This is a genomic window from Bacillus sp. ZY-1-1 (assembly GCF_003047165.1).
Classification (GTDB): Bacteria; Bacillota; Bacilli; order Bacillales; family Bacillaceae; genus Bacillus; species Bacillus velezensis.
Window position 1 is genome coordinate 572,639 of sequence record NZ_CP027061.1, and the last position, 14,202, is coordinate 586,840.

Genomic DNA, 14,202 nt, shown 5'->3' on the forward strand with positions numbered 1-14,202 from the left:
GCATGGCGATACTAAGTGTTTTTGACTTTTTTATGTCCCTTTTCTATACTAAAATCGATTGGTTTTCGTAATATGCAGGAGGAAACATAATGAACAGTAAAACCGGGACAAAAGAAAGAATTATTCAAACCTCTGCATATCTTTTTCAGATTCAGGGATACCATGCGACTGGTTTGAATCAAATTATAAAAGAGAGCGGAGCACCCAGAGGGTCAGTGTATCATCACTTTCCAAACGGAAAAGAAGAACTCGCCATTGCGGCGATCAAATATACGGGAAGATGCGTTGAAAAGCAGATACAGAATAGTATGTCTCAATCCGCGGACCCTGTAGAAGCGATTCAGCACTTTATTCATGTAACGGCTGAACAGTTTAATGATCCGCAGAATATTGAGGGCGTGCCGGTTGGATTGCTGGCGGGTGAGACCGCTCTGATCAATGAAACGTTAAGATGCACATGTGTTGAGGTGTTCAAGAAGTGGACGGATGTGTTTGCGGCAAAATTTCTTGAGCATGGGTTTGAACAAGAGGAAGCGGAGAAGCTTGGGATGACAATCAACTCGATGATTGAAGGCGCAATCATGTTTTCATTGGCTCATAAAAACAAAGAACCGCTGCTGCTGATTTCAAAGCAGGTTCCGTATATTGTCCAAAACAGAGGATAGCATTTTATTACTCTTTTCTTTATAAAAATAGATACCGGGACCCCAGCCTCTTCTTTTTGACAGAGTCATAGAGAACATTCACCGGCTTGATTTGAAAATGGCAGATCAAAAAAACATCTCCAACCCGTAACGGTTGGAGATGTTTCATTTCACCCTGTCCATATAATGCACGAATGTGTAGCGGTCTCCTCTGTAGGCGGATTTGACGTGCTCAAAGGCAGTGCCGTCCTGCAGATAAGTGGTCCGCTTGATATAGAGGACGGGGGCGCCGGGCTGGATACCGAGCAGCTCAGCTTCTTCCTCGGAAGCGGTTCCCGGTTCAAGCTCTTGTTTTGCCCGTGAGATCGGCATCTGATTGTACGCTTCAATATGCTCATACATGGATGATTGAAAATGGGAGGCATCCAATTTTCCCGCCTTGTCAAACGGGATATACGACGCCTCAATCGCCATCGGGATATCATTTGCCAGCCGGACGCGGATGATTTTATGAAGCGTTGCCGGATAGCCGCATCCCAGGATAGAAGATAATTCTTCCGTCGCCTGAATCAGCTGGTATTCGGCAAGTCTGCTCCCCGGCTTCATGCCCCGGCTTCTCATATCTTCGGTGAAGCTTGTCAGCCCTTGAAGCGGCTGTTCCATCTTCAGTTTGCTGACGAACGTTCCCCGGCCTTTCTGTCTGTATAAAAATCCTTCATTCACCAAATTGGAAAGCGCCTGGCGCACCGTCATGCGGCTGATGCCGAATTGTTCGGCGTATTCCCGCTCCGACGGAAGCAGCGCATCCGCTTTCAGCTCGCCGTTTTTGATTTGTGTTTTTAATTGTTCCATAATCTGAAAGTAAATCGGAATCGGAGATTGTTTATCAATCTGCATAGGTCAAATCCTTTCAATCGCCGCCCGCAGCCTTTTCATCAATCAAGACCGTCACATCCGGATGCGCGTGCAGGGCGGAGGCGGGGAATGCTTCGCTGACGCGCCCGTCCAGAAGCTGCTTCACCGCTTGGGCCTTGCTTTTTCCGGATGCCATGATCAGAATCCGTTTGCCGGACAAAATCGTCCCGATCCCCATTGTCAGGGCTTTTTCAGGGACTTGATCGATTGACGGAAAGTACCGCGCATTCGCCTGTCTTGTCTCTTCATTCAGCTCAACAACATGGGTTCGGGATTCAAATGGCGTCCCGGGTTCATTAAAGCCGATATGGCCGTTGTGTCCGATGCCTAAAAGCTGTATATCCGCTCCGCCGAGTGTTTGAATCAATCGGTCATAGCGCCCGCATTCGGCATCAAGATCGTCTGCCCGTCCGTCAGGGAGAAAGTGGCGGTCCTTTCGGCTGTCGATATGTGCAAAAAAATGTGTATTCATATAATAATGATAGCTGTTTTTGTCCTCGGGAGAAAGCCCGGCGTATTCATCAAGGTTGATCGTCGTGACATTCCGGAACGACAAGCCTTCTGAGCGGTGCATCCGCACAAGTTCTTTGTATACGCCTTCAGGAGTGCCTCCCGTCGCAAGGCCGAGAACGGCATCCGGCTTTTGTTTCACTGTTTCAGCGATAATCGCTGCGGCTTTTTCACTTAATTCTTCATAATGTCTGCATGTGATAACGTTCATGTCCAATCAGCCTCCCTTGAGATATATGCGGTGTTTCCGCGGCAAATCGTGGCCAGCACGCCGCACTGTCCGTCCGTCAGAACAACGTCGGCGTCTTTTCCTTCGGCGATGCTTCCTTTACGGTCGAATATGCCGAGGCGGCGGGCCGCATTTGCCGATGTCATATTTGCTATATCCAGCCATGAGCAGTTTGTAAACCTGCGCATGAGCGCCGCGCCTTCATTCATTTTTAAAATGGAACCGGCCAGCGTCCCGTCAGAGAGAAGCGCCGTGTCCCCGCGAACGGTGACTTTTTGTCCGCCGAATTCGTATTCTCCGTCCTTAAGCCCTTTTGCCCGCATGGAGTCTGTAATCATGATCAGGTTTTGGCTTCCTTTCGCCAAATAGGCAAGCTTAACAGCCAGAGGATGAGAATGAATGCCGTCAGTGATCAGCTCCGCCGTGATGCGGCCGCAGGCGAGAGCCGTACCGATGCCCCCCGGCTCACGGTGATGAAAGGAGCTCATGGCGTTAAAGAGGTGCGTCATATGCACCGCCCCGGCATCCGCCGCTTTTTGTAAAAGCTCGGCTCCTGCGTCTGTGTGTCCCATTGAGGGGATGATGTTTTGGTTTTTTAAATAACGGATCAGGCTGAAATCAGGATCTTCTTCCGGCGCAAGCGTCACGATTTTGATCAGCCCTCCCGAGAGCCGCTCCCATTTCTGAAAGAGCCCGGCATCAGCAGGAGTAATCCATTGTTTCGGCTGTGCTCCCGCCTTTTTCGGAGAGACAAACGGTCCTTCTAAATGAATGCCGATCAACTCAGCGCCTTTTTGGGTCTCCGGTGAGGAATACGCCCATTTTTTGGCGTTGATGAGCGCTTTTTCAATGTTTTCGTGCTGCTGTGTGATCGTTGTCGCTAAAAAAGCGGTTGTTCCTTCTTCGGGCAGCCGGGCGGACAGTGTATCAAGAGCCGCAACATCGGCATCCATCGTATCCGCGCCGTATCCGCCGTGAATATGGATATCAATCATTCCGGGAAGCGCATACGAGCCCTCGGGCGCCTTCCATTCCTTCTCATACGTTTCTTGCGGCCTTGTTTTTCCCGCGTAAGAAATGATGCCGTCCTTTATACCGAGAAAACCGTTTCGGATGATTTCTTTTTCTGTTACGATGTCCGCACCGCTGATTAACAAGCTTTCAGCCACTTTAAAACACGCCTTTCTGGTTAGTTGTTAGTTTTATTTTACTCCTTTTCAGACTAGTTATCTAGACCAGTTATGCCGGAATTGTATAAATCTGTTTTGGTTCAGACGGTAAAGTGATAAAATATAACTGTTCAAAGCTCGGAACATCCCAGAACAGGAGGAACATATCTTGGCAAAGGTTCGGACCAAAGACGTAATGGAACAGTTCCATTTAGAATTAATCAGCGGAGAAGAAGGGATTAACCGCCCGATTACGATGAGTGATTTATCACGGCCCGGTATTGAAATCGCCGGTTATTTTACATATTACCCGAGAGAACGGGTGCAGCTTTTAGGAAAAACGGAGCTGTCATTTTTCGATCAGCTTCCCGAGGAAGATAAGAAACAGCGGATGAAATCGCTGTGCACCGATGTGACGCCGGCTATCATACTTTCCAGAGATATGCCGATCCCGCCGGAGCTTGTAGAAGCTTCCGAGCAAAACGGCGTGCCTGTGCTCAGATCCCCTCTGAAAACAACCAGGCTGTCAAGCAGGCTGACGAATTTTCTTGAAAGCCGTCTCGCGCCGACAACGGCCATTCACGGCGTGCTTGTGGATATATACGGCGTCGGCGTGCTCATTACGGGAAAAAGCGGCGTCGGTAAAAGTGAAACGGCGCTGGAGCTTGTCAAACGAGGCCATCGTCTTGTCGCGGATGACTGCGTTGAAATCCGGCAGGAGGATCAGGATACCCTTGTCGGGAACGCGCCTGATCTGATTGAGCATCTGCTCGAAATCAGGGGGCTCGGCATTATAAATGTCATGACGCTGTTCGGGGCGGGCGCCGTCAGAAGCAATAAAAGAATTACAATCGTCATGGACCTTGAGCTTTGGGAGCAAGGAAAGCAATACGACCGTCTCGGACTTGAAGAAGAAAAAATGAAAATCATTGATACGGAAATTACAAAACTGACCATTCCCGTCCGCCCGGGGCGGAATCTCGCCGTTATTATCGAAGTTGCGGCGATGAACTTCAGATTGAAGCGGATGGGCTTAAATGCTGCCGAACAATTCACGAATAAGCTGGCGGATGTCATTGAGGACGGCGAACAAGACGAATAGGAGTTGGCAATAATATGAATGAAGCTGGAACACCGATCAATCCGATTGCCTTGCAGCTCGGGCCTTTATCCGTGCACTGGTACGGCATCATTATCGGCGCGGGCGCGTTATTAGGGCTTTGGATGGCCATGAGGGAGAGTGAAAAGCGGGGGCTGAAAAAGGACATTTTTATTGATCTTGTTCTTTTCGCCATCCCGATCGCAATCATTTGCGCAAGGGCATATTATGTGCTTTTCGAGTGGAGCTATTACTCGGAACACCCCGGGGAAATCATTAAAACTTGGAAAGGCGGCATTGCGATTCACGGCGGATTAATCGGCGCGATCGCAACGGGAATTGTCTTTTCAAAAGTAAGAGGCATCTCATTCTGGAAGCTGGCGGATATTGCCGCGCCGAGTATTCTGCTCGGACAGGCCATCGGACGCTGGGGGAACTTTATCAACCAGGAGGCTCACGGTGGAGCGGTCAGCCGGTCATTTTTGGAAAGTCTGCATCTTCCGGATTTCATCATTAATCAGATGTACATAGACGGACAATATTATCACCCGACGTTTTTGTATGAATCGCTGTGGAGTTTTGCGGGCGTCGTGATTCTGCTTCTGCTCCGCCGCGTGAACCTGCGCAGGGGCAATCTGTTTTTGACGTATGTGATCTGGTATTCAATCGGCAGATACTTTATTGAGGGAATGCGGACGGACAGCCTGATGCTTACGAGCCAGCTTCGGATCGCGCAGGTCATTTCCATTGTGCTGATTGTACTTGCGATTATTTTAATGATTTTCAGACGCATGAAGGGGTATGCCGATAAGCGGTATGCTGACACGGACTGACGACTGAAATCGGAAAGGACATAAGATGACTGATAAACATGTAACCGCCATTTTATTCGATCTCGACGGCACGCTGATTGACACGAATGAACTGATTATCGCTTCTTACCTTCATACGCTTGATCATTATTGCCCGGGGCAGTTTAAAAGGGAAGATGTGCTTCCGTTTATCGGCCCGCCTCTGTACGAAACGTTTTCAGGCATTAATGCCGAAAAGTGCGATGACATGATCAGCATGTACAGAGCATTCAACCATGAAAAGCACGATGAGCTCGTCACGGAGTACGAAACGGTTTATGAAACGCTGGATGAATTGAAAAAAGCGGGCTATCAGCTTGGTATTGTCACTACTAAGCTGAGGGATACAGTCAATATGGGATTGAAGCTGACAGGCATCGGGGCGTTTTTCGATACTGTCGTCACGCTTGATGATGTAAAGCACCCGAAGCCTGACCCCGAGCCTGTGCGGCTTGCGCTCAGCCGGCTTGGGTGCGATCCGTCGGAAGCCATCATGGTCGGTGACAATTATCACGATGTCATGGCGGGAAAAAACGCCGGCACGAAAACAGCCGGCGTCGCGTGGACGATTAAAGGCGCACAGACGCTTTCCGCCTATGAACCCGATTATATGCTCGAGAAAATGAGTGATTTATTGCACATCACCGGAGTGAAGTAATCCGTGAGAAAAACAGACCGCCATCCGGTTGCAGGTGCAAATTCATTGTGGCATGTTTATCAGACGGTTCCCTTCCTGAAGGTGATGAAAAATTTCATCATCATTCAGATTGCAAGGTATACGCCGTTTTTAAGCGTGAAAAACTGGCTGTACCGAACCTTTTTGAAAATGAATGTCGGAAAACAGACGTCATTCGCGCTGATGGTGATGCCGGATATCATGTTTCCCGAAAAAATCACTGTCGGAAAAAACAGCATTATCGGCTACAATACGACGATTTTGGCTCATGAATATTTAATACATGAGTACCGGACCGGTTTTGTCACAATCGGTGACGAGGTGATGATCGGGGCAAACACAACCATTCTGCCCGGCGTCACCATCGGGAGCGGAGCCGTTGTATCAGCCGGCACGCTGGTGCACAAAGATGTCCCGGCCGGGGCGTTTGTCGGAGGAAATCCGATGCAGGTGATTTATACGGACGAAGAAATGAAAAAACAAATGGAAAACCCCGCAGATTAACGTCAGCGGGGTTTTTTTATGACTTGATCACAATGGCCTGGCTGCCCATCTGCTTCCAGGCTTTTTCAAAGTCAGACCGGTCTGTTTTTCTGTTTTTATAGCCGTAAGGATCATTAACGTATACATAATCGTGATCATAACCGGTTACGGCTACGCTATGCATGCTGAACGTAATGTCGATCTTTCCGTTCGGCGTATCCCAAGTCTGCATATGATCAACCGGCTTAAAGGATGTGGTGGTAATCACCCAGACCGGCCGCCCTTTTTCAAGCTGGCGGTACACTGAAGAAATGTCTTTTCCCGTAAGATCGTATACTTTGTTTCCCGCATATTCTTTGGCAAGTTTATCAATCGGCTCATGATAAACGCCTAAACCCGGGCCGTTTTCCATATCTCCGGCAAATCCTTCATTCGGATCTCCCTTCAGCCCGCTGCTGTATGTGAGCGGAACTTTATTGATTTTATCCGCCAATGTATTTTTTGACACATGATATCCGGCATTGTTCAAAATCATGGCAAGGCTGGTCACCTCACAGCCATTGTACAGTCTGGGAGAATCCATCTGTCTGTACAGAACGACATTCAGCGGTGACGCGCTCCCTTTTAACGGTGTTTTCTCATCAGGCTCGTCGGACTGCTGATTGAAAAAATTTAAATGAATATCGTTTGTATAGATGTTATATCCCAGATAGACAAGGATGGCTGTCAGGATCAGCACACATAATGTTCCAAGCGTCTTCATTATCAATTATTCTCCCTTGTTTCTGATGAAGCTGTTCTATGTATTATAGCACTTCTGCTCAATATGATTCGATCGTTCCGATATGTTTACAGGTTTGTTCATTCTTTAGCCATGTTTATGGAAAAGAATAGGCGGACATTGGGCGTTGCAATCCATTCTTTTATCTGCTAACATATTATCATATTAGCGAACTAAAGGATTCGGAATTTTCCTTCAGATAAAGCGGAGGTGTAAAAGGCAAATGTTTATGTTTGAGAAACCGCATGGCATGAGAGATACGCTGCCCGGTTTATACGAAGCAAAGAAAAAAGTCCGTTCCACACTGACGGATTTAATTGATAAATGGGGTTATCAGTTTATGGAGACGCCGACCCTTGAATTCTATGAAACAGTAGGCGTCCAGTCAGCCATTGAAGAACAGCAGCTGTTTAAGCTTCTCGATCAGGACGGAAAAACGCTTGTGCTTCGGCCCGACATGACCGGACCGATTGCCAGGGTGGCGGCATCTAAGCTGCACAAACACAATCATCCGCTCAGAGCGGGGTACGCGGCAAGCGTCTATCGCGCTCAGGAGCGGGAAGGCGGACGTCCGGCCGAATTCGAACAGGTCGGCGCGGAGCTGATCGGCGACGGATCAACAAGCGCGGACGCCGAGGTGATTGCGCTGGCGGCCGGCGCTTTGAAAAACGCGGGATTGCACCGGTTTAAAATCGCGATCGGCCATGCCGGACTCGCTGATGAGCTGTTTGTCGAGGTTTTGGGCAATGCCGAGCGGGCGGATGTTCTGCGGCGCTTTCTCTTTGAAAAGAATTACGTGGGATACAGGGAACATGTCAAATCGCTTCCGCTTTCTTCAATAGACAAAAGCCGGCTGCTCGCACTTTTGGAATTGCGAGGCGGGAAAGAGATTTGCGCGAAGGCGGAGGAGATCATCGGAATCTCCGGACAAAGCTTAATTCAGGAGCTGGAAGACCTGTGGGACATTCTTGAGGATTACGGATGTGCCGAGCATATTCGCCTTGATCTGAATATGGTAAGCCATATGAGTTATTACACGGGAATTTTATTCGAAGTGTACGCGGCAAATGTCGGTTTCGTCATCGGAAGCGGCGGACGCTATAACAATCTCCTCGGCCATTTCGGCAGTCCCGCTCCCGCCACGGGCTTCGGGCTCCGTATCGACAGGCTGATTGAAGCGCTCGGCATTCAGGAAGAAACAAGTGAAGCGGACGCCGTGATTTTCAGCAAGGAGCAGCGGGCCCAGGCCATTTTATTCGCGGAGGAAGAAAGGGCGAGAGGCAGAAAAGTCGTCCTGCAGGATCTGGCGGGCATTGAAAATATCGATCATATGACAAAATCATTCGCAAACGTCACATACTTTATCGGTGCCAGAAAGGAAGAGAGGAATGGGTAAGGTACTCACAATGGCAATGCCAAAAGGACGGATATTCGAAGAAGCGGCCGGGTTGCTGCGGCAGGCCGGATACAGGCTGCCCGAGGAGTTTGAAGAATCGAGAAAACTGATCATTGACGTTCCAGAAGAAAATCTCCGCTTTATTCTGGCAAAGCCGATGGATGTTACGACTTATGTCGAGCATGGCGTCGCTGATGCCGGTATTGCCGGAAAGGATGTCATGCTTGAGGAAGAGCGTGACGTGTATGAGGTGCTCGATCTGAAAATCAGCAAATGCTATCTCGCCGTTGCGGGGCTTCCCGGGGCGGATTGGAACGGAGTCGCACCGAGGATTGCGACGAAATATCCGAATGTTGCGTCGAGTTATTTCAGAGAGCAGGGCGAGCAGGTGGAAATCATTAAGCTGAACGGTTCCATTGAATTGGCCCCTTTAATCGGGCTTGCTGACAGAATCGTAGATATCGTATCAACCGGGCAGACATTAAAGGAAAACGGTCTCGTTGAATCAGAACATATTTGTGACATCACATCGCGTTTTATCGTCAATCCGGTCAGCTACCGCATGAAGGATGATGTAATCGACGAAATGGCGGCCAGGCTGGCACGGGTTGTGGAAGGAGAAACGGCAAAATGAACATAACCGCAGTAAAAAGAAGCGAGCGGTTTTCACTGAAGCGTTCCATCGACAGCGGAACCGAAGAGCAGCGGAAAACCGTCAGGGGGATTATTGAAGACGTCAGACAAAACGGTGACAAAGCCGTTTTGGCCTATACAAAAACATTTGACGGCATCAGCCTGAACCAAATGGCCGTGAGCGCAGAGGAAATCACCGAGGCATACCGTCTGCTTGATGATCAGCTGCTGGAAGTGATCAGACAGGCGATTGCCAATATTAAAGAATATCACGAGCGCCAGCTGCAATCCTCTTGGTTTTACCATCGCAAAGACGGCTCGATGCTCGGACAGAAAATAACGGCGCTCGATTCCGCGGGCGTATACGTGCCGGGCGGGACGGCCGCTTATCCGTCTTCCGTTTTAATGAATGTCATCCCCGCGCTCGCTGCGGGAGTGGAACGGATCGTTCTCGTCAGTCCTCCGGGAAAAGACGGCCGCCTTTCGCCGGGCGTTCTGGCGGCGGCCTCTGAGCTCGGCATAAAAGAAATTTACAAAGCGGGAGGCGCGCAGGCGATTGCCGCGCTCGCTTACGGAACGGAAACGATACAGCCTGTTGATAAGATCACGGGCCCCGGAAATATATTTGTAGCACTCGCGAAGCGCGAAGTCTTCGGCGTTGTGGATATTGACATGATTGCCGGGCCAAGTGAAATCGTGGTCCTGGCAGACGATACGGCGGTGCCCAAAGAAGTCGCCGCTGACCTGCTTTCACAGGCCGAACACGATATGCTCAGTTCAAGCGTGCTTGTCACCGATTCACAGAAGCTTGCCGAAGCGGTATCAGATGAGGTGAATAAACAGCTTCAGACCCTGCCGCGCAAAGAAATAGCCGAAGCGTCGATCAGGGATCACGGCCGCATTTATATTACGGAATCGATGGAAGATGCGGTGGACACGGTGAATGAGCTGGCGCCCGAGCATTTAGAAATCATGACGCATTCGCCGGAGGCTTTGCTTGGAAGCATCAGACACGCGGGGGCGATTTTCTTAGGACGATACAGCGCTGAACCGGTCGGCGATTATTTTGCCGGACCGAATCACGTTTTGCCGACAAACGGAACGGCGCGGTTTTCAAGCCCGCTGAATGTAACAGATTTTCAAAAGAAATCGAGCATCATCTCTTACAGCCGGAAGGCATTTGAAACGCACGCGGACAGCATTTCCGCCTTCGCGAGACTGGAAGGGCTTGAAGCGCACGCAAGATCGATTGAAGCGAGAAACGGAGGAATGACCGATGAGAAAAGCGGAACGCGCCAGAACAACAAATGAGACGGATATAAGGCTGGCTTTCGAAATAGACGGAGAAGGAAAAGCCGACATCAGCACGGATGTGCCGTTTATGACTCATATGCTTGATTTGTTCACAAAGCACGGGCAATTCAATTTAACGGTTGACGCAAAAGGCGATACGGAGATAGATGATCACCATACGACTGAAGATATCGGCATCTGTTTAGGGCAGGCTTTTTTGGAGGCGCTCGGTGATAAAAAAGGGATCAAACGGTACGGATCAGCGCTTGTGCCCATGGACGAAGCGCTCGCCCAAGTCGCCGTAGACCTGAGCAACCGGCCGCACCTTGAGATGCGCGCTGCATTTCCGCAAGCGAAAGTCGGAACGTTTGATACCGAGCTGGTACATGAATTCCTATGGAAACTGGCGCTCGAAGCGAGAATGAATCTGCACGTCATCGTTCATTACGGCACGAATACCCATCATATGATAGAAGCTGTATTTAAGGCGCTTGGCAGAGCGCTTGATGAAGCGTCATCCATTGATCCGCGCGTCAAGGGTGTGCCGTCTACGAAAGGAATGCTGTAAATGATCGGTGTAATTGATTACGGTATGGGCAATTTATTCAGCGTGTCGAAAGCGCTGGAACGCGTCGGCGTCCCGTATATCGTATCAGACCGGCCGGAAGAGCTTGAAAAAGCGGATGCTTTTATTCTTCCAGGTGTCGGATCATTCAGTGACGCCATGGACAATTTACGCAGCACGAAGCTTGATCAATTCATACACCGTATGGTTGACGAGGGTAAGCTGCTCCTCGGCATCTGCCTCGGCATGCAGCTCATTTTCGAAGAGAGCGCCGAAAACGGCTCTGCAAAAGGACTTGGTTTATTAGCCGGAAAAGCTGTGAGACTCAAAGACAGAGATGCCGAAGGAAACAAGCTGAAGGTGCCGCATATGGGCTGGAACCGGCTGACGTTTCACCAAACGTCTCCTTTGCTTTCGGAAGCGGAAGAAGGCTTCGTTTACTTTGTCCATTCCTATTATATAGACGGGATGGAAGACGGCGATCTTCTGGCAAGCGCTGAGTACGGCGTTCGTGTTCCGGCTGTCGTCGGGAAACGCAATGTTTTCGGTGCACAGTTTCATCCGGAAAAAAGCGGTACAGCCGGAATGGCGATCTTAACACAATTTACAAAAATGGCAGCGGAACAGAAGGTGAAGAAATGAACGCTTTTACATTATATCCGGCAATCGATATGAGAAACGGCAAATGCGTCCGCCTCATCCAAGGCGATTACGGCAAGGAAACGATATACGGTGACTCTCCTTTAGACATGGCGGCGCAATTTGCACAAGAAGGCGCCGAATGGATTCATCTCGTGGACCTTGACGGCGCGAAAGCAGGCAGGAAAGTAAACGACAGGCATGTTCTTGACATTGCGCGGCAGCTTGATGTCAAAGTCGAGATCGGCGGCGGTATCCGTTCTGAAGCGGATGTGTACGGTTATTTATCACAAGGCGTTGATCGCGTCATTCTCGGCAGCTCGGCCGTTTCCGATCCGGCATTTGTGAAGAGCATGCTGAAACAATACGGCGGCAAAATCGCGATCGGCCTTGATGCAAGAAACGGTTATGTCTCGACGGAAGGCTGGCTGGAAACATCCTCGGTAAGGGCGGCCGATCTGGGCCGTGAATTGGCGGCCGAAGGAGCGGAAACCTTCATTTTCACGGATATTGCAACTGACGGCATGCTGTCAGGACCGAACATCGAAAGTACCGTTCAGCTCGCAAAAGCAACGGGAAAAGACGTCATTGCTTCAGGCGGAGTCAGCTCAGTCGCCGATCTCAAAGCACTGGCCCGCTTCAAAGACGCCGGCGTATCGGGAGCGATTATCGGAAAAGCGCTGTATACAAAACAATTTTCATTGGCTGAAGCGCTCAGCGGGGTGAAGGACGCATGATCACGAAACGAATCATTCCGTGTCTCGATGTGAAAGAAGGACGCGTCGTCAAGGGCATTCAATTTCTCGGGCTGAAAGATGCGGGCGATCCTGTCGAGCTGGCCGAAGCCTACGACAGGGAGGGCGCTGACGAACTTGTTTTTCTCGACATTTCCGCCTCTCACGAAGGCCGCAAGACGATGACAGACGTCGTAGAGCAAGTTGCGGCAAAACTGGCGATTCCGTTTACGGTCGGCGGCGGAATCAATCAATTAAGCGATATGAAACGAATGCTTCGCGCCGGCGCTGACAAGGTATCCGTTAATACAGCGGCCGTTCTCCGTCCCGAGCTGATTACGGAAGGAGCTGAGTTTTTCGGCTCGCAATGCATCGTAGCGGCGATTGATGCAAAGTATGACGAAGATTCGGATTGCTATAAAGTGTACACGCACGGCGGCAGACAGAAAACCGAGCGGGAAGTCACGGCCTGGGCAAAAGAAGCCGTCAGCCGGGGAGCGGGTGAAATCCTGCTGACAAGCATGGACGCAGACGGTGAAAAAACAGGCTTTAATCATACGCTCACACAGCTTGTCTCACGTGCCGTCCCGGTGCCCGTCATTGCGTCAGGGGGAGCCGGCAGCGCGCGCCATATGCTTGAAGCCTTCACAGTCGGTGAAGCGGACGCCGCGCTTGCAGCTTCTATTTTCCATTACAAAGAGACATCTATAAAAGAAGTGAAAGATTATATGAAGAAACACGGGGTGAATGTGAGATGAAACAGGCAGATGAACTGCGGTTTGACGAGGCCGGACTGATACCCGCCATCATACAGGATGCGGCAAGCAAAGAAGTGCTGACACTGGCTTATATGAACCGAGAATCCTATGAAAAAACGATAGAAACGAAAGAAACCTGGTTTTACAGCCGTTCACGCGGGGAGCTGTGGCATAAAGGAGCGACATCGGGGAATACCCAAAAGGTGAAAGCCATCCGCTATGATTGCGATCAAGATGCCCTTGTCGTGCTTGCGGAGCCCTCAGGACCCGCATGCCATAAGGGAAGCTACAGCTGTTTTTCCACGGAAAAAGCAGACGCGCAGGATCGTTTCGGCATCTTAAATGAACTGGAAAGCGTGATCGCCAAACGGCAGGCGGAGATGCCTGACGGAGCCTACACAACGTACCTGTTTCGGGAAGGCGTCGATAAAATCCTCAAAAAAGTCGGCGAGGAAGCCGCAGAGGTTATTATCGCCGCAAAAAACCGCGACCATGAAGAATTAAAATGGGAAGCGGCGGATTTGCTGTATCATTTGCTCGTTCTTCTGCGTGAGCAGTCGCTTCCTTTGGATGACGTGCTTGACGTCCTTGCGAAACGCCATTCAGCATCTGAGTAAAAACAAACCTCACGGAGAGATCCGTGAGGTTTTTATTCTGTCAAACTTAAACATTCAATAAAATATTCCTTATTTCCGCAACCGAAGGCAGATGAATTTGATAATATTGACTAATAGAGTTTATTTTGGTTTTTATCAAAAATATACGTTTTGTTCATATTCCGTTCATGCACATCCGTTATAGTATAAACAGTGATATAGGAGGAAAAC

The 14,202-nt window shown here is 49.8% G+C and carries 17 protein-coding genes; 13 read left to right on the plus strand and 4 right to left on the minus strand.

Annotation, left to right across the window (positions count from 1 at the left end; genetic code table 11):
- Window positions 1-89 precede the first annotated feature (89 nt).
- Complete coding sequence (locus C5I45_RS02940; protein WP_014305913.1) at window positions 90-665, plus strand: TetR/AcrR family transcriptional regulator; 576 nt, start codon at window positions 90-92, stop codon at window positions 663-665.
- Window positions 666-809: 144 nt separating this feature from the next.
- Here C5I45_RS02940 and C5I45_RS02945 read toward each other — a convergent pair whose 3' ends face one another.
- The 3 genes from C5I45_RS02945 to nagA are packed head-to-tail and all read right to left on the minus strand — an operon-like array spanning window position 810 to window position 3,467.
- The gene (locus tag C5I45_RS02945) at window positions 810-1,541 is read right to left on the minus strand and encodes a GntR family transcriptional regulator (protein ID WP_003151452.1); all 732 of its coding nucleotides are present in this window, start codon (window positions 1,539-1,541) and stop codon (window positions 810-812) included.
- Between the two features lie 13 nt (window positions 1,542-1,554).
- A complete protein-coding gene (gene nagB, locus C5I45_RS02950) occupies window positions 1,555-2,280 on the minus strand; it encodes a glucosamine-6-phosphate deaminase (protein WP_003151453.1) in 726 nt (241 codons plus the stop codon).
- A complete protein-coding gene (gene nagA, locus C5I45_RS02955) occupies window positions 2,277-3,467 on the minus strand; it encodes an N-acetylglucosamine-6-phosphate deacetylase (protein ID WP_025853527.1) in 1,191 nt (396 codons plus the stop codon). Before nagA ends, nagB begins: the two co-directional genes overlap by 4 nt.
- A gap of 169 nt (window positions 3,468-3,636) precedes the next feature.
- Between nagA and hprK the strand changes: the two genes are divergently transcribed.
- The 4 genes from hprK to C5I45_RS02975 are packed head-to-tail and all read left to right on the plus strand — an operon-like array spanning window position 3,637 to window position 6,597.
- On the plus strand, window positions 3,637-4,569 hold the full coding sequence (hprK, locus tag C5I45_RS02960) for an HPr(Ser) kinase/phosphatase (RefSeq protein WP_003151456.1): 933 nt from the start codon (window positions 3,637-3,639) through the stop codon (window positions 4,567-4,569).
- Window positions 4,570-4,583: 14 nt separating this feature from the next.
- Window positions 4,584-5,399 carry a prolipoprotein diacylglyceryl transferase gene (lgt, locus tag C5I45_RS02965; RefSeq protein ID WP_003151457.1) on the plus strand — a complete coding sequence of 272 codons (816 nt, stop codon included), beginning with the start codon at window positions 4,584-4,586 and terminating at the stop codon, window positions 5,397-5,399.
- 25 nt (window positions 5,400-5,424) lie between these two features.
- Window positions 5,425-6,075 carry a pyrophosphatase PpaX gene (gene ppaX, locus C5I45_RS02970; protein WP_003151458.1) on the plus strand — a complete coding sequence of 217 codons (651 nt, stop codon included), beginning with the start codon at window positions 5,425-5,427 and terminating at the stop codon, window positions 6,073-6,075.
- A 3-nt stretch (window positions 6,076-6,078) separates the two neighbouring features.
- Window positions 6,079-6,597, plus strand: a complete 519-nt coding sequence (locus C5I45_RS02975; protein ID WP_003151459.1) for an acyltransferase — start codon at window positions 6,079-6,081, stop codon at window positions 6,595-6,597.
- Window positions 6,598-6,613: 16 nt separating this feature from the next.
- Here C5I45_RS02975 and C5I45_RS02980 read toward each other — a convergent pair whose 3' ends face one another.
- Window positions 6,614-7,339 carry a C39 family peptidase gene (locus tag C5I45_RS02980; RefSeq protein ID WP_003151460.1) on the minus strand — a complete coding sequence of 242 codons (726 nt, stop codon included), beginning with the start codon at window positions 7,337-7,339 and terminating at the stop codon, window positions 6,614-6,616.
- Window positions 7,340-7,580: 241 nt separating this feature from the next.
- On the opposite strand from C5I45_RS02980, the gene C5I45_RS02985 reads away from it, so the two are divergent.
- Genes C5I45_RS02985 through hisIE form a run of 8 tightly spaced genes read left to right on the plus strand, consistent with a single transcriptional unit; the run spans window position 7,581 to window position 13,992 of the window.
- Window positions 7,581-8,753, plus strand: a complete 1,173-nt coding sequence (locus C5I45_RS02985; RefSeq protein WP_003151461.1) for an ATP phosphoribosyltransferase regulatory subunit — start codon at window positions 7,581-7,583, stop codon at window positions 8,751-8,753.
- Window positions 8,746-9,387: an ATP phosphoribosyltransferase gene (hisG, locus tag C5I45_RS02990; RefSeq protein WP_024085848.1), complete on the plus strand. Its 642-nt coding sequence runs from the start codon at window positions 8,746-8,748 to the stop codon at window positions 9,385-9,387. The genes C5I45_RS02985 and hisG overlap by 8 nt, the downstream gene beginning before the upstream one ends.
- Window positions 9,384-10,697, plus strand: coding sequence for a histidinol dehydrogenase (hisD, locus tag C5I45_RS02995; RefSeq protein ID WP_014305906.1), 1,314 nt, complete (start codon window positions 9,384-9,386; stop codon window positions 10,695-10,697). Before hisG ends, hisD begins: the two co-directional genes overlap by 4 nt.
- On the plus strand, window positions 10,663-11,247 hold the full coding sequence (hisB, locus tag C5I45_RS03000; RefSeq protein ID WP_003151464.1) for an imidazoleglycerol-phosphate dehydratase HisB: 585 nt from the start codon (window positions 10,663-10,665) through the stop codon (window positions 11,245-11,247). Before hisD ends, hisB begins: the two co-directional genes overlap by 35 nt.
- Entirely contained in the window at window positions 11,248-11,886 is a 639-nt protein-coding gene (gene hisH, locus C5I45_RS03005) for an imidazole glycerol phosphate synthase subunit HisH (protein ID WP_107994217.1), read from the plus strand.
- Entirely contained in the window at window positions 11,883-12,620 is a 738-nt protein-coding gene (gene hisA / locus C5I45_RS03010; RefSeq protein ID WP_025853525.1) for a 1-(5-phosphoribosyl)-5-[(5-phosphoribosylamino)methylideneamino]imidazole-4-carboxamide isomerase, read from the plus strand. The genes hisH and hisA overlap by 4 nt, the downstream gene beginning before the upstream one ends.
- Complete coding sequence (hisF, locus tag C5I45_RS03015; protein ID WP_014305904.1) at window positions 12,617-13,375, plus strand: imidazole glycerol phosphate synthase subunit HisF; 759 nt, start codon at window positions 12,617-12,619, stop codon at window positions 13,373-13,375. Before hisA ends, hisF begins: the two co-directional genes overlap by 4 nt.
- Entirely contained in the window at window positions 13,372-13,992 is a 621-nt protein-coding gene (gene hisIE / locus C5I45_RS03020) for a bifunctional phosphoribosyl-AMP cyclohydrolase/phosphoribosyl-ATP diphosphatase HisIE (protein ID WP_014305903.1), read from the plus strand. The genes hisF and hisIE overlap by 4 nt, the downstream gene beginning before the upstream one ends.
- Window positions 13,993-14,202 lie beyond the last annotated feature (210 nt).

Bases quoted from the DNA above. Each gene is read 5' to 3' on its own strand.
- C5I45_RS02985 (WP_003151461.1), top strand. From the start codon at position 7,581: ATGTTTATGTTTGAGAAACCGCATGGCATGAGAGATACGCTGCCCGGT.
- hisH (WP_107994217.1), top strand. From the start codon at position 11,248: ATGATCGGTGTAATTGATTACGGTATGGGCAATTTATTCAGCGTGTCG.
- hisIE (WP_014305903.1), top strand. From the start codon at position 13,372: ATGAAACAGGCAGATGAACTGCGGTTTGACGAGGCCGGACTGATACCC.
- hisB (WP_003151464.1), top strand. From the start codon at position 10,663: ATGAGAAAAGCGGAACGCGCCAGAACAACAAATGAGACGGATATAAGG.
- lgt (WP_003151457.1), top strand. From the start codon at position 4,584: ATGAATGAAGCTGGAACACCGATCAATCCGATTGCCTTGCAGCTCGGG.
- hisA (WP_025853525.1), top strand. From the start codon at position 11,883: ATGAACGCTTTTACATTATATCCGGCAATCGATATGAGAAACGGCAAA.
- C5I45_RS02940 (WP_014305913.1), top strand. From the start codon at position 90: ATGAACAGTAAAACCGGGACAAAAGAAAGAATTATTCAAACCTCTGCA.
- nagB (WP_003151453.1), bottom strand. From the start codon at position 2,280: ATGAACGTTATCACATGCAGACATTATGAAGAATTAAGTGAAAAAGCC.
- hisF (WP_014305904.1), top strand. From the start codon at position 12,617: ATGATCACGAAACGAATCATTCCGTGTCTCGATGTGAAAGAAGGACGC.
- hisG (WP_024085848.1), top strand. From the start codon at position 8,746: ATGGGTAAGGTACTCACAATGGCAATGCCAAAAGGACGGATATTCGAA.
- hisD (WP_014305906.1), top strand. From the start codon at position 9,384: ATGAACATAACCGCAGTAAAAAGAAGCGAGCGGTTTTCACTGAAGCGT.
- C5I45_RS02945 (WP_003151452.1), bottom strand. From the start codon at position 1,541: ATGCAGATTGATAAACAATCTCCGATTCCGATTTACTTTCAGATTATG.
- ppaX (WP_003151458.1), top strand. From the start codon at position 5,425: ATGACTGATAAACATGTAACCGCCATTTTATTCGATCTCGACGGCACG.
- C5I45_RS02980 (WP_003151460.1), bottom strand. From the start codon at position 7,339: ATGAAGACGCTTGGAACATTATGTGTGCTGATCCTGACAGCCATCCTT.